The 14,673-nt window shown below is 74.6% G+C and carries 10 protein-coding genes; 9 read left to right on the top strand and 1 reads right to left on the bottom strand.

Going from position 1 to position 14,673, the window contains the following annotated elements; translation table 11 throughout:
• Positions 1 to 13: 13 nt before the first annotated feature.
• The 3 genes from Sdagh_RS11215 to Sdagh_RS11205 all read left to right on the top strand — a co-directional run bounded on the left by Sdagh_RS11215 (position 14) and on the right by Sdagh_RS11205 (position 2,179).
• Complete coding sequence (locus tag Sdagh_RS11215) at positions 14 to 634, top strand: TetR/AcrR family transcriptional regulator (RefSeq protein ID WP_190011134.1); 621 nt, start codon at positions 14 to 16, stop codon at positions 632 to 634.
• Between the two features lie 160 nt (positions 635 to 794).
• Positions 795 to 1,496 (top strand): ribonuclease HII, encoded by a 702-nt coding sequence (gene rnhB / locus Sdagh_RS11210; protein ID WP_190077957.1) that lies wholly within the window; start codon positions 795 to 797, stop codon positions 1,494 to 1,496.
• A 68-nt stretch (positions 1,497 to 1,564) separates the two neighbouring features.
• Positions 1,565 to 2,179: a hypothetical protein gene (locus Sdagh_RS11205; RefSeq protein WP_190077958.1), complete on the top strand. Its 615-nt coding sequence runs from the start codon at positions 1,565 to 1,567 to the stop codon at positions 2,177 to 2,179.
• 210 nt (positions 2,180 to 2,389) lie between these two features.
• Here Sdagh_RS11205 and Sdagh_RS11200 read toward each other — a convergent pair whose 3' ends face one another.
• Positions 2,390 to 3,001 (bottom strand): hypothetical protein, encoded by a 612-nt coding sequence (locus Sdagh_RS11200; RefSeq protein ID WP_189420922.1) that lies wholly within the window; start codon positions 2,999 to 3,001, stop codon positions 2,390 to 2,392.
• A 406-nt stretch (positions 3,002 to 3,407) separates the two neighbouring features.
• On the opposite strand from Sdagh_RS11200, the gene Sdagh_RS11195 reads away from it, so the two are divergent.
• From Sdagh_RS11195 to Sdagh_RS11170, 6 genes are all read left to right on the top strand, one after another.
• Positions 3,408 to 5,567 carry a RecQ family ATP-dependent DNA helicase gene (locus Sdagh_RS11195; RefSeq protein WP_189420925.1) on the top strand — a complete coding sequence of 720 codons (2,160 nt, stop codon included), beginning with the start codon at positions 3,408 to 3,410 and terminating at the stop codon, positions 5,565 to 5,567.
• 244 nt (positions 5,568 to 5,811) lie between these two features.
• Positions 5,812 to 7,050 (top strand): MFS transporter, encoded by a 1,239-nt coding sequence (locus Sdagh_RS11190; RefSeq protein ID WP_189420927.1) that lies wholly within the window; start codon positions 5,812 to 5,814, stop codon positions 7,048 to 7,050.
• A 233-nt stretch (positions 7,051 to 7,283) separates the two neighbouring features.
• Positions 7,284 to 8,912, top strand: a complete 1,629-nt coding sequence (locus Sdagh_RS11185) for a DUF4192 domain-containing protein (RefSeq protein WP_190077959.1) — start codon at positions 7,284 to 7,286, stop codon at positions 8,910 to 8,912.
• A gap of 838 nt (positions 8,913 to 9,750) precedes the next feature.
• Positions 9,751 to 11,670 carry a glycogen debranching N-terminal domain-containing protein gene (locus Sdagh_RS11180; RefSeq protein ID WP_226535322.1) on the top strand — a complete coding sequence of 640 codons (1,920 nt, stop codon included), beginning with the start codon at positions 9,751 to 9,753 and terminating at the stop codon, positions 11,668 to 11,670.
• A 131-nt stretch (positions 11,671 to 11,801) separates the two neighbouring features.
• Positions 11,802 to 12,560 (top strand): NUDIX hydrolase, encoded by a 759-nt coding sequence (locus Sdagh_RS11175; protein WP_189420933.1) that lies wholly within the window; start codon positions 11,802 to 11,804, stop codon positions 12,558 to 12,560.
• A 241-nt stretch (positions 12,561 to 12,801) separates the two neighbouring features.
• Positions 12,802 to 14,670 (top strand): ABC transporter ATP-binding protein, encoded by a 1,869-nt coding sequence (locus tag Sdagh_RS11170; RefSeq protein WP_190077960.1) that lies wholly within the window; start codon positions 12,802 to 12,804, stop codon positions 14,668 to 14,670.
• Positions 14,671 to 14,673: the final 3 nt, after the last annotated feature.

Raw genomic sequence — 14,673 nt, 5'->3', positions numbered from 1 at the left:
TGGAGGCAGTTGCATGACTACTTCGCCCTGGGAGCCCGTCTCCGCTCGGACGGCCTCTCGCCGACGCGGCGCGGTGCTGGAGCGCGCGATCCTCGACGCCGCGCTGGACCAGCTCGGCACCGTCGGCTGGAACGGGCTGACCATGGAGGGCGTGGCGGCCGCGGCCCAGACCGGCAAGGCCGCCGTCTACCGGCGATGGCCCTCCAAGGAGGACCTCGTCGCGGACGCCCTGCGCTCCGGACTGCCGGCCTTCGACACCGCGCCGGATCTGGGCAGCGTGCGCGAGGACCTGCTCGCGCTGTGCCGGCGGGCCCGCGACGCGATGTTCTCCCGGCCCGGGCTCGCCCTGCGCTCGGTCATTCACGAGTGCGACACCGTGCAGGCGGAGCGCTTCCACGCGGTGATCATGGACGGCGTCGTCGAGCCCACTCTCACACTGTTGCGTGAGGTCATCGAGCGGGGGATCGAACGGAACGAAGTGCGTTCCGACGCGGCGAACGGCTGCGTCTTCGATGCGGTCCCGGCGATGATGATGTACCGGTCGAAGGTGTGCGGCTGCGAATGGTCGGACCCGGAGATAGAGACGATGATCGACCAGTTGATGGTGCCGCTGCTGCGTCCGCACGGCGCCTGACGGCGCCTGGCGACGGCTGGATGGACCGGCGGGCCGGCCGGGGCCACGCCGGCCGCCGAGAGCACCGGCGGCGACCGGTGAGGGGGCGGCCGAGGGGCGGGAGTCACCGGGGGAACCGGGGTGCCGACGGCGGTCGGGCGCGGCGTAGTCTATGAACGCCATGCCGTACGAACCGCCTACCCACACCGTCGAGCGCTCTCTCCGCGCCACGACCGGAGCCAGGATCGTCGCCGGGGTGGACGAGGTGGGGCGCGGCGCGTGGGCGGGTCCCGTCACCGTCTGCGCCGCGGTCACCGGTCTGCGCCGACCGCCGGAGGGCCTCACCGACTCCAAGCTGCTCACCGTCAAGCGGCGGGGCGAGCTGGCCGAGATACTGCGGGCCTGGGTGACGTCGTACGCCCTGGGGCACGCCTCTCCCGAGGAGATCGACGGCCTCGGGATGACGGCCGCGCTGCGACTCGCGGCGGTCCGCGCCCTGGAGGCCCTGCCGGTGCGGCCGGACGCGGTCATCCTCGACGGCAAGCACGACTACCTGGGCAGGCCCTGGCGGGTCCGTACGGTGATCAAGGGCGACCAGTCGTGCGTGGCGGTCGCGGCGGCTTCGGTGATCGCCAAGGTCCAGCGCGACAAAATGATGGCCGAACTGGGTATCGACCATGCAGACTTCGGTTTTGCGGACAACGCCGGGTATCCGTCGCCCGTGCACAAGGCCGCACTGGCGGAGCGGGGCCCCACCCCGTACCACCGGTTGTCGTGGGCGTATCTTGATGCGCTGCCCCAGTGGCGGCACCTCAAGAAGGTCCGCAGTTCGGCGGAGGGAAGCGGTCCGGAGATCGAGGGTCAGCTCGGCTTCGACTTCTGACGCTGCCGTCCGTGCGTCCGTGCCACCCGCTGACGCGAACCGCACCAACGTTTGATAAAAATCAGCTCATGCCTCTCATTCCCGAGGAGCCTCAGATTCACGAGAGTGCCCAGGGTCCCCGCGCCACTCCGGCCAGTGGCCGCACCGCGCCGACCCCCCGCCCCGTACCCGGTCCCCGCCCCGTGGCCCCGCCGCGTCCCGGGCGTCCCGGTCCGCTCCGTCCCACGCCTCCGGTGCAGCGCGCCCCCCGCGACGCGGCTCCGGCCGGGCCCGCCCCCGCGGCGGCCTCGGCCACTCCGCAGATCCAGCTGATCCCGGCCTCGGTCGAAGGCGCCCTCGACGCCGCCGAAGAGGCCGTGGACCTGCTGCTGGACTCGGGCCGCGCCCCAGGTGACGTGCTGGTGCTCACCACCGGCGACCCCCACCCGTGGGCCACCCACGAACTGTCCTTCGGTGAGGCCGCCTACTGGGCCCAGCACGACGCCGGTGACGACGTCTTCTACGCGGACGCCGCCACCGCCGGCCGTGCCACCTCGCGGCCCGTGGTCGTCGTGGCGGTCAACGGCGGTCCCGAAGCGGCGGCCGCCACCGCGCTGTCGCTGGCCCACGAGCGTGCCGGCGCCCTGCTGATCGTCTGCGGCGACCCGCAGCGCATCAACGGGGTGCTGGGCGCGAAGGCCTGAGCCGGTTCCCTCGCGCCGGGTCCGCGCCGGAGTGGCGAAGGAGCCGCCGTACGGCAGCCGTACGGCGGCGGCTTTCGCGTGCTCCGCGCCGGCGTGCCGCGCGAGGCTGGGGCCGGGGCGTCGGGGCAAGTCGTCCTCGCTTCGCCCGCTCGGCCGGACTGCCGGCCGTCGGGACTGCGGCCGCAGGCGTACGGGACCGTGCCGTGACGGTCAGCGAGCCGCCGCCCGGCGCAGCATCTCGGACGCCGCGCCGCCCGTACGGGGCAGCGGGACGGGCGCTTCCGACGTGGCGAACGGCTCCGGCTCGGAAGCGGAGTCGGGGTGGCGCCCACCCCGGCCCTCGCCGAACACCTGCCAGCCGTCGCGGGTCAGCGTGATGTACGCCCCGCAGCGCAGGCCGTGCAGGGTGCAGGCGTCCCGCAGGCCCCACATCCACGCCCCGTCCTCCTCCGTCCAGCGCGCGTCGCCGTCGCGGCAGCGCAGCAGCACCGCGGTGCGTACCGGCGTGCGGCGGCGGAGGTCGTGCGGGATGACCCGGCGGAGCTGCGCGAGCAGGACATTGCGGTACAGCCAGCCGTCGGCGGCCGGCCGGCTGGTGAACGAGGCGCTGGCACGCAGGCGTTCGTCCGGGTCCAGCACGGCCACGATGGTGGTGGCGGGCCTGGGACGATGGCGCGCGTGCAGTCCGCTGACGATCTCCCGGGGGCTGCGCAGCAGCGGGATGCCGGCGGCGGCCCACTCCGCCGGTTCCAGTACACGGGTGGCGGAAACGGTGGACGGCGACAACGACGCGGCCGAGGACGGAGCGAATCCGAAGGTCACGTTCCTCCCTTCGGCTACGCGCCCACATCGCGGGCAGGGGTCGGATTCGGGGGCGCGCACCGCAGTGAAGCCCTGCCGGATCACGGCCGTGCCGTGCGGGGAGCGGAGTCCAATTCTTCCTGTCGAACCTGGTTGCGGCAACGAGCAATTGGAGCCGTCGACCGTTATCGGGTGATGTGTGTTTTATATCCCTACCCATGGCTTCCGCCCGTGACGCATGGTGTCCACGGAATCGGCACGCGCGCGTGCCGCGGAGCCGGGTGCCCGCGGTCCGGGACGGGCCGTACCGCCGCTCCCCGGTCCTCGCCGCACCGTTGCCGCGGGGCGGCCGTCGCCACGGCTGCCACGGGCGAGCGGGCATCCCGCGGATTCGCCGACTGTCAGTGGGATCGGGTTGCATGGGGGCATGGACAATCCGCAGCTCCGTGCCGAAGCCGACGCCGTCCTCGCCGAGCTGGTCGGCAGCCCCGGTGGCGCCGCGCGGCTCAGAGAGGACCAGTGGCAGGCGGTGTCGGCCCTGGTGGAGGAGCACCGGCGCGCGCTGGTGGTGCAGCGGACCGGCTGGGGGAAGTCGGCGGTGTACTTCGTGGCCACCGCCCTGCTGCGCAGGCGGGGCGCCGGCCCGACCGTGATCGTCTCGCCGCTGCTCGCGCTGATGCGCAACCAGGTCGAGGCGGCGGAGCGGGCCGGGATCAGGGCGCGCACGATCAACTCGGCCAATCCGGAGGAGTGGGAAGCGGTCTACGGGGAGGTGGAGCGAGGGGAGACCGATGTGCTGCTCGTCAGCCCCGAACGCCTGAACTCCGTGGACTTCCGTGATCAGGTACTGCCCGAGCTGGCGGCCACCACCGGCCTGCTCGTGGTCGACGAGGCGCACTGCATCTCCGACTGGGGCCATGACTTCCGGCCCGACTACCGCCGGCTGCGCACCATGCTGGCGGAGCTGCCGCAGGGTGTCCCGGTGCTGGCCACGACGGCGACCGCGAACGCGCGGGTGACCGCCGACGTGGCCGAGCAGCTGGGCACGGGGAGCGGCGACGCCCTGGTCCTGCGCGGACCGCTCGACCGCGAGAGCCTGCGGCTGGGCGTGCTGGAACTGCCGGACGCGGCGCACCGGCTGGCGTGGCTGGGGGAGCGGCTCGGGGACCTGCCGGGTTCCGGGATCGTCTACACGCTGACGGTGGCGGCGGCGGAGGAGGTCGCGGCGTTCCTGCGACAGCGCGGGCACGCGGTGGCGTCCTACACGGGGAAGACGGAGAACGCCGACCGGTTGCAGGCGGAGGAGGACCTGCTGGCCAACCGCGTGAAGGCCCTGGTCGCCACGTCCGCGCTCGGGATGGGCTTCGACAAGCCCGACCTGGGCTTCGTGGTCCACCTGGGGTCGCCCTCGTCGCCGATCGCGTACTACCAGCAGGTGGGGCGAGCGGGGCGGGGAGTCGACCACGCGGACGTACTGCTGCTGCCGGGGCGGGAGGACGAGGCGATCTGGGCGTACTTCGCGTCGGTGGGCTTCCCGCCGGAGGAACAGGTGCGGCGCACGCTGGCGGTGCTGCGCGAGGCGGGTCGCCCGCTGTCGCTGCCGGCACTGGAGCCGCTGGTGGATCTGCGGCGCTCCCGGCTGGAGACGATGCTCAAGGTCCTGGACGTGGACGGGGCGGTCAAGCGCGTCAAGGGCGGCTGGACGGCGACCGGGCAGCCGTGGACGTACGACGCGGAGCGGTACGCGTGGGTCGCGCGGCAGCGCGCGGCGGAGCAGCAGGCCATGCGGGACTACGTGGCGGGCACGGGGTGCCGGATGGAGTTCCTCCAGCGGCAGCTCGACGACGAGAAGGCGGCTCCCTGCGGCCGCTGCGACAACTGCGCCGGACCCTGGATCGACCCCGGCGTCTCCGCCGGTGCCCTCGCGGCGGCCACGGGGGAACTGGACCGCCCCGGTGTCGAGCTCGAACCCCGCAAGATGTGGCCGACGGGGCTGGCCGCGGTGGGCCTGGACCTCAAGGGCCGTATCCCCGCGGGGCAGCAGGCGTCGACCGGCCGCGCGCTGGGCAGGCTGTCGGACATCGGCTGGGGCAACCGGCTGCGGCCGATCCTGGCCGCGCAGGCGCCGGACGGGCCGGTCCCGGACGACGTGCTGGCCGCCGTCGTGACCGTGCTGGCGGACTGGGCACGGTCGCCGGGCGGCTGGGCCGAGGGCTCTCCCGGCCGGGTGCCACGGCCCGTGGGTGTCGTCGCCGTGCCCTCCCGCTCCCGGCCCCGCCTGGTCGCCTCCCTGGCCGAAGGGGTAGCCCGGGTCGGCAGGCTCCCGCTGCTGGGCAGCCTGGCCCGCACCGAGCACGCCGACGAGCACGCCGCGCACCGGAGCAACTCCGCCCAGCGGCTGCGCGCCCTGGCCGCCTCGTTCACCGTGCCCGAGGGACTCGCCGCCGCCCTGGCCGCCACGCCCGGTCCGGTCCTGCTGGTCGACGACTACAGCGACACGGGCTGGACGCTGGCCGTCGGCGCGCGCCTCCTGCGCCAGGCCGGGGCCGGGGACGTGCTCCCCCTCGTCCTGGCCCTGGCCGGATAGGCCGTCATCGCCCCTGCCGGGGAGGCCGTACGCCTTCGTCCACACGGCTCGGCGAGCTGATGCCGCGCCCCTGGGGGGGCGGTGCGGCCCGGCGCCGGGCCGCGACGACACGACGGCGACGGCCTCGCGCGAGCGGTCCCGGCAGGGTGCCCCCTTCCTATGATCTCCTCCGGGATGTACGTTCGTACGTACTCGCCCGGGTGACCCGCATCCGTGGTCGTCTCACGTCTGGATCGAACCCGTAGTGACAGACCTGGCCACGCGTCGCCGCCGCACCGCGCTGTTCCTCTTCTTCCTCATGCCCGGCCTGTCGATCTCCTCATGGGTGACGCGCACACCCGACATCAGGGACCGGCTCGGCGCCTCCACCGCGGAGATGGGGATCGTCCTGTTCGGTCTCTCCGTCGGCTCCATGCTCGGCGTCCTCGGCTCCGGCGCGCTGGTGGCCAGGTTCGGGACCCGGCCCGTGATGGGAGGGGGAACCGCCCTCGTCATCCTCGGCATGGGGGTGATCGGCGGGGGAACGCTGTGGTCGTCCGCGCCGGCCGTCGCGGCAGGGCTTTTCCTGTTCGGCGCGGGCATGGGCGGCAGCGAGGTGGCGGTCAACATCGACGGCGCCGAGGTCGAGCGGATCACCGGCCGTACGGTCCTGCCCACGCTGCACGGTTTCTTCAGCCTCGGAACCGTCGTGGGCGCCTCGATCGGCATCCTGTGCACCGCCGTCGGCTTCCCCGCGCACTGGCACCTGGCGGCCGTCGCCGCCGTGACCGTCGCCGTCTTCGCCCACGCCCTGCGGGCCATCCCGCACGGCGTGGGCCGGGCACCCGCCGGCGGACGCGCCGGCGGTCGGGGCAGGTCCCGCCGGCCCGCGGCCTGGAAGGACCGGCGTCTGCTGCTGATCGGCGGCATCGTGCTCACCATGGCCTTGGCGGAGGGGGCGGCCAACGACTGGCTGCCGCTGCTCATGGTCGACGGGCACGGCATGGACCCGGCCCTGGGGTCCGCCGTCTACGCGGGATTCGCCGCCGCGATGACGATCGGCCGCTTCGGCGGCGGACTCTTCATCGACCGCTTCGGCCGTGCGCCCGTCGTCCGTGCCAGCGCGGTCTCCGCCGCCCTGGGCCTCGCCGTGGTCGTCTTCTCCGACAACGCCGTCCTCGCCGGTGTGGCCGTGCTCCTGTGGGGTCTGGGCGCCTCGCTCGGTTTCCCCTTGGCCCTCTCCGCGGCCGGGGACTCCGGCCCGGACTCGGCCGCCCGTGTCAGCCTCGTGGCGATGATCGGCTACGTCGCCTTCCTCGTGGGACCCCCGGGGCTGGGGTTCCTCGGTGACCACTACGGCCTGCGTACCGCGATGACCGTCGTGCTCGCCTTCGTGGCCGTGGCGGTCTTCCTGGCGCCCGCCGTCGGCACCCGCCGCGAGACACGCGCGGCTTCCGCCCCGGACGCCGCCTCTCCCACGGCGTGCGAGCACCCCAGCCGTTGAGGGCGCTGCCGCCTCCCGGCGTCCGTGCCCTTGGGCGGACACCGGCCCGTGGTTCCGGAGCGGTCGCGGGTACCGGTACGCCCTTGCTCGTCTCCATGCGGTGACGGGACGGGCGGCTGCCCGCGGGAGCGGCCGAGCGCCGCCGGCAGCGCGCTTCCCGTTGATGGCATGTCCGCGATGTGAGTTATCCACAGGGCTGAGCGGAGTCCTGCGTTCCGCGAGATCGTCGGGCCATGACGAACCACAACGGACCGACCGGCCCCTCCGAGAACGGCGACATCAGCGGCCGGGAGCGGTCAGACCACAGCGTCCCGCAGCCGCACGACGACGCGTCCCCGATCACCTTGCGCACCCCGGCCGAGTTGGCCGACGCGCTGCCGTACCTCCTCGGCTACCGACCCGAGGACAGCATCGTCCTGGTCGCCCTGACCGAGCGGGACGGGCGGGGCCGGTTCGGCGGCCGGGCGCGGCTGGGCATCCCCCCGCACGAGGACGACTGGGGCGCGGCGGCCAGGCAACTCGTCCACGGCCTCGTGACCGGCAGTACGCGCAGGGGTGCCCGCCCCGGACAGATGGTGGTCTACCTCTGCCAGGAACCCGGCGACGGAGAGACCGGCCGGCAGGTGATGAACAGGCTGCGCGCTCTGGCCCAGCGGGTGCGGGTCGAAAGCGGCGCTCTCGACGTGCCCGTGGTCGAGGCCCTGTGCATCTCGGACGGACGGTTCTGGTCGTACTGCTGCGACCAGCCCTGCTGCCCGGCCGAGGGCACGCCGATGGGCCTGCCCGGCACATCCGTGCTGGCCGCCGCGGCCACCTACGCGGGCATCCAGGTACGGGGCACCCTGCGCGACCTGCACGCCAGGCTGCGCCCCACGGAGGGCTCCACCGCCCGCGCGCAGGAGGCCGCGCTCGACGCGGCCAGCATGACCCTGGTCTCCCGCATCCTCCACGACGGCAGCCGCGCGGAGGTCGCCGAGGAGACGCTCGGACTGGCGGAGCGGATCATGGAGCGGCTGGCGGGCGCCCCGACGGTGACCGGTGTGGTCCGGGCCGACCTGCGCGACGACGAACTGCTGGCCCCTGACGAGGCCGCCCGGCTGATCCTCGGACTGCAGGACCGGACGACCCGCGACCGCGCGGCCGAGTGGATGGAAGGCGACGCGGCACCTCGGGCGCTGCGGCTGTGGCGTGCCCTGGCCCGCCGCTGCACCGGCTCCTACGGCGAGTACGCCGCCGCGCCCCTCACCCTGGCCGGCTGGGTCGCCTGGTCCACCGGTGATGAACTGGAGGCGCGAGAAGCGCTGGCCATGGCCCTGGCCGCGGACCCCGACTACCTCTTCGCCCGACTCCTCCACCAGGCCTGCAACGAAGGCCTCGACCCGGAGACGATCCGCACCTGCCTGCGCGGTGAACGCACGGGCCGTCAGCCCTCGGGGACGACCGGGACGCCGACCGGAGAGGACGCCGGACAAGGGAGCGACCGCACTCCGGTACGACGGGAAGCGGGGACCGGCCCGGCCGGACACGAGGCCGCCGCCGACGAAACCCACAGTCGCGCGCCGGACCCGCTGCCGGACGAGTCCTCCTCCGTCTCCGTGACGTCGACGACGGCCCGCCGGCCGACGCCCGCCTGTACCACCGGCACGCTGAGCGGCACCCGCCGCCGTCCGCGTACGCGAGGCCGGGAGGCGGGCGCCGCCCGGACGCGTCCCCGCACCCCCGGGGCCGGTACACGTCCGGTGCCTGCCTCGTCGGACCGCACGCGGCGCTCACCCCTCGGCCGGCGGGAGACGGGCACCGGGCCGGACCTTCGGACGGGGGAGCGGGACAGCGGAGGGGGAGAGGCCGCGAATGCGGAGTAGCCGGTGCGTGGAACTCCTTCCCGCCAGGCGCGGAGCGGGGGCGGTGGGCGCGGGTCGGCGCGTCGGCGAGCCCGTCCGAGGGAGGGCCTCGTCGATGACCCGGCTGAGAGGAGCCGCTGTCCGCTTGGCCGTGTGGAGCCGTGAGCGTGACCCGGAGGAGGCCGGTTCCGTTCACTCATGTGGCGGCACACCGGGGCGGGCCACGGGGCCATCGGTCCAGGGCCCCGACCGGTTCCGCAGACGGCACCGTTCCCGCCCGAGCCCTGTCGAGCGCAGAGGAAGTCCCCGTATGCATGAGCCGACTCCGCCCGTCGAGGCCGACGCCACCGGTCCGGCTCCTGGCGGTACCGGGGCGCCTCACGGGCGTGAACCGGTGAGGTCCCCCGGAGGGCCTGGGCGGGGGGAGGAGCGGGATGCCGGACGACCGGGGTGTGCGGGGGAGCGGGTCATCCGGCGACCGGGGCGAGTGGAGGAGCGGGGGGCCGGACGACCGAAGCCGGTCGAGAAGAGCGAAGACGACGTGCCGACGAGCGGTTCCGAAGCCACCCCGGCCGTCCCGACTCCCCCTCCTGCGCCGGCCCGCTCCGCTGCCGCCCCCAACTCCTCTCCCACGCCGGCCCGCTCCGCTGCCGCCCCCAACTCCTCTCCCACGCCGACCAGCCACCCTCCCCTTCCCCTGCCGCCTCCCACGCCGGCCCGCCCGGACGGCCGGACGCCACCGCGGGCAGACGCACGGATGCTCCCGGGGGAGCGGCCGCACAGCCGGCCGGCCGCTCGCGGAGGCGCCGTGCCGAGGGGCGGACGACCTTCCGGTGCCCTGCCGCCCGCCCACGACGTCATGATCTGCGTCGCGCTGCCGGGCCTGGCCGTATCCGGTGATCAAGGCCAGTTGACCGGCCGTGGGCTGGAGGGGTTCTACCGGAACGGCAGACGGCTGCTCTCCCGAAGCCGGCTCCTCGTGGCGGGGCGCGAACCGGTCGCCGTGCAGGCGCGCATGACCGCCGCCGACCGTGCCCGCTTCGTCGGGACGGTCGGTGTCTCCTCGCCGCCCACACCCGACCCGGACGTCGTCGTCGAACGGACCCGGCACGCGGACGGCACGGAGCGGATCACCTTGCGCAACACGGCCACCCGCCCCTTGCGCCTCCCCGTCGAGCTGTCCCTCGGCACGGACCTGGCCGACCTCGGGACCATCGCGGCGGGCGCCGCAGGGCCGGACCTGCCCGCCACCGTGCACGACTCGGGCCTGCGCTGGAGATGCCCCGCCGGGACGTCCTCCGTCACGGCCGACCCGCCACCCGCCGACGCGCTCGCCTCGGCGGGAGTGCTGCGCTGGGAGTTCGACCTCCCGCCGGGCGGCAACGCGAGCCTGGAGCTCAAGGTGCGGGCGGATGGCGCGAACCCGGTCCGGGCGGCCGGTCACCTCGCGACCGGTCCGCTCGCCTCCGCCACCGCGCGAGGCGACGACCCGCAGGTGGCCGCGTTCCTCCGGACGAGCGTCGCCGACCTCCGCGCCCTCCTGCTGCGCGACCGGACCCGCCCCGCCGACCTGTATCCGGCGGCCGGAGCACCCTGGCGCTGCGGCCTCGCCCCGGCCGAGGCACTCGCGGCGGCCCGGATGGCGCTCCCCCTCGGCACCCGGCTCGCGGCAGGGACGCTGCGTGTCCTCGCCCGCACCCAGATCCCCGCCGCCACACCGCGCTCCGGCATGATCCCCGGACCCCGACGCGACGCCGGCCCGCATCTGCCGGCGGTGTGCACCGGCACCGAGGCCACCCTGCTCTTCCCCGTGCTCCTCGCGGAGGCCCGTCGCTGGGGCCTCCCCGAAGCGGAGACGGACGAGCTGCTGCCGGCGGCCGAGCACTGCCTGACCTGGCTGCGGAACACCGTAGGAGACGGCACCTACGTCCCCTCCCCCCAGCCCGGCGGACCGGTCCGCTGCGAGACCCAGGCCCACGCCCACCGGGCGGCCCTGCTCGGCGCCGACCTGCTGGACGCCTGCGGCAGACCGGGCGGCACCGGACTGCGGCAGTGGGCGGAGGACCTGCGCGGCGCGTTCCGCCGGGACTTCTGGATCGAGGACCCCGGCGGCGGCCGGCCCGTGGCGGCCCGCATGCCCGACGGCCGCCCCGTACGGCACCTCGGTTCAGGCGCCGCGCACCTCCTCGACACCGGGCTGCTGGGCGGAGGCGTCCACGCACCGGGCCTGCTGGACGGGGCCCGGACCGGTCAGCTCGCCCGGCTGCTGGGCAGCCCCGCCATGGACTCCGGCTGGGGACTGCGCGGACTCGGCACCAAGGAGGCGGGGTACAACCCGTTCGGTCACCGCGCCGGCGCCGTCCGGGTCCATGAGACGGCGGTCGCGGTGGCGGGCCTGGCCGCCGCAGGGCATGAGAAGGAGGCCGGTGCGCTGCTGCGCGGGGTGCTGTCCGCAGCCGCCGCCTTCGGCCACCGGCTGCCCGAGATGTACGCGGGGGAGCAGCGCACGGAGGGAGGCGTTCCCGTACCGCACCCGGCGGCCTGCCGCCCGGCCGCCACGGCGGCGGCAGCGGGCGTCGCGCTGCTCACCACGCTCGTGGGCATCCGCCCCGACGTGCCCGCCGGGACGGTCGCCCTGCATCCCCTGCGCGGGGCGCCCCTGGGGGAGATCGGCCTGTCCGGGCTCCGGGTCGCCGGGGCACCCTTCTCCGTGCGGGTCGGCAGACTGGGCCTGGCCATGGTCGAGGAGGCGGCTGAAGGGCTGCAACTGGGGGTGTGACCGGGTACGAGACCGGACGGTACGACCACCGGGAGCGCAAGGTGGGCCCGATCCCGTACGCTGCTGGACCAGCGGACGGTACAAGCGGTGAACAACGTGTTTATCGTCAGGAAGACGACTATGATCGCGTCATGCCCTACGACCCGTCAGACTTCCCGCCCTTCGCCGTCACAGTGGACCTGGTCGTACTGACCGTGCGTCGCCACTCCCTGTGCTCGCTGGCGGTACGCAGGGGCGAATCACCGTTCAAGGGGCGCTGGGCGCTGCCCGGCGGTTTCGTCCGGCCGGACGAGGACCTGGCGCAGGCGGCGGCGCGCGAACTGGCGGAGGAGACCGGACTGTGCGTCCACGACCCCGCCGCCCCCGCCCAGGACAACGGCGCCCACCTGGAACAGTTGGCGACGTACGGCGACCCCGGGCGCGACCCCCGGATGCGGGTGGTGAGCGTCGCCCACCTCGCCCTCGCGCCCGACCTGCCCGCACCCCGGGCGGGCGGCGACGCCAGCAACGCCCGCTGGGCGCCGGTCGAGGAACTGCTGGGGCAGAACGGCTACGGCCGCGAGGGCGAGCCCGTCGCCCCACTGGCCTTCGACCACGCCCAGATCCTGGCCGACGGGGTGGAGCGGGCCCGCTCCAAGATCGAGTACTCGTCACTGGCCACGGCGTTCTGCCCGCCCGAGTTCACGGTCGGCGAGCTGCGCCGCGTCTACGAGGCGGTCTGGGGAGTGGCCCTGGACCCGCGCAACTTCCACCGCAAGGTCACCGGCACCCCGGGCTTCCTCGTCCCCACGGGCGGCACGACCACCCGCCAGGGCGGCCGCCCGGCCCAGCTCTTCCGGGCCGGCGGCGCGACACTGCTCAACCCGCCCATGCTCCGGCCCGAGGTGTGACGGCCCGGAGGTGAGCGGAGACAGCGCGCTCGCCCGGCCGCCGTACGGTGATCGCCCGTACGGTGATCGCCCGTACGGTGATCCTTGAGCCGTTGAGCCGTTGAGCCGTTGAGCCGTTGAGCCGTCGAGCCGTCGAGCCGTCGAGCCGTCGAGCCGTCGAGCCGTCGAGCCGGGCGGCCGGTGCTGGGGGCGGGCCGTGCGATGCCCGAAAAACCGGACATACCGCGCTATCTTGCTGCGGGTGATCCAGGCCTTCGGACTGACCAGCACACCACGCAAAGAGCTTCCGCCAGCCGTCGACGATGTCTCCTTCGAGGCGCTCGCGGGGCGCGTCACCGCACTGCTCGGGGCACCGGGCGCCGGTAAGACGACGGCGCTGAGACTCATGCTCGAACTGCAACCGGGGCGCGGCATCACGCACTTCAGAGGCCGCCCCCTGCACCGCATCGCCCACCCGGCACGGGAAGTCGGCGTACTGCTGGGCGAAGTGCCCGGCCATCCGGCCCGTACGGCCCGCGGGCATCTGCGCATGCTCTGCGCGGCGGCCGGCGTTCCGGTCCGCCGCGCCGACGAAGTGCTGGAGGCGGTCGGTCTCGTGAGTCTGCGCGACGAACGCCTCGGCACCCTGTCGCGCGGCATGGACCGTCGCCTCGGCCTCGCCTGCGCCCTGCTGGCCGATCCGCACACCCTGGTCCTCGACGGCCCGGCCGAGGGGCTTTCCACGCGGGAGGGGCACTGGCTGCACGGAGCGCTGCGCACCTACGCGGACCAGGGCGGCACGGTCCTGTACACCACGGCCGACCCCAAGGAGGCCGCGCGCACCGCCGACCACGTCGTCACGCTGGACCGGGGCCGGCTCGTAGCCGACCAGTCCGCGGCGGATTTCTCGCGCACCCGCCTGCGCCCCCGCGTCGCCGTCCGCACCCCGTACGCCGCCCGCCTCGCCACGCTCCTCGCCAAGGAGGCGCGCACCGGCCACCGTTCGATCGAGGTGATCCGCGAAGGCGGCAACCGGCTCTCCGTGTACGGCAGTACGTGCGCGGACGTGGGAGAGACCGCCTTCCGGCACGGCGTCCTCGTCCATCGACTGGCCGACGAAGTGGGCGACATGGGCCCCGGCGCGGACTCCGAAGGGGTCGCCGGAGACGACGGACCGGCCGGTGAGCACCTCACCGGGCTCAACGGGCACGACGGACCGGCCGATGACGACCGCACCGCGCCCGCAGGGCAGGAAACGCGGGACAACACCCCCCGAAGGCCCCCGCAGGGCACGTCCCTCGTCCCCGGGCGGACCGGCGCCGGCAGCGCACCGCTCCCGCCCCCCATCTCCGTACGCTCCGCGCCGAGCCCGCTCCGCCCTCTGCGCTACGAGTGCCGCCGCGTCACCGGTGTCGGCACCGGGCTCGTCACCGGGGCCGCCGTGCTCGTCCTGTCCGCCGTGACCGCCGTGGTCCTCGCCCGGATCGGACACACCCCGCAGTCGCGTCTGCTGGCCGCATGGCCGCGCCAGGTGCCGCTGCCGCCGGCCGCGCTCGGAGCGGGACTGCTGGGCGCCCTCGCCTTCGGTGACGAGTTCCGTCACCCCGCCCTGGCGGCGGACCGCGGCACCGTGCCCCGGCGGCTGGGGCTGCTGAGCGCCAAACTCCTCGTCTCCGCGGTGACCGCGCTGCTGCTGGCCGCGCTCACGGTGGCCTGTGACGCGCAGGTGCTCCACGTGTTCTACGGCCGGGAACTCGCGCGAGTTCCTGCGGATTGGCTCTCCTTGAGCGCGGGATGGGCCGGTCTGGTGATCGGCTGCGCCTGGGCCGGGCTGCTGGCCGCGGGTCTCTTCCGGTCCACCACGGCCGGGCTCGCGGCCGTGGTGGCCGTACCCGTGCTCGTCGTCCCGGTCGTGCAGAGGGTCTGGAACGGGCGGTCCGTTCGCAGCGCGGCGGACTTCCCGATGCGGCTGCGCGAGGTTCTGCTGTCGCAGTGGCCCTTCGGCGGGGAGCGTTACGTGGCGGCGGTGCTGCGCGTGCTCGTCCAACCCGTGGGCAGCGCACTGGCGTTGTCGCTGACCACCCTGCTCTGCGCGTATCTGCTCATGACCCTGCGCGGCCGGGTCCGATGACGA

Source organism: Streptomyces daghestanicus (assembly GCF_020521275.1).
GTDB lineage: Bacteria > Actinomycetota > Actinomycetes > Streptomycetales > Streptomycetaceae > Streptomyces > Streptomyces griseoviridis.
Note: the sequence above shows the minus strand (reverse complement) of the source record. Positions and strands in the feature narration are given on the sequence as shown.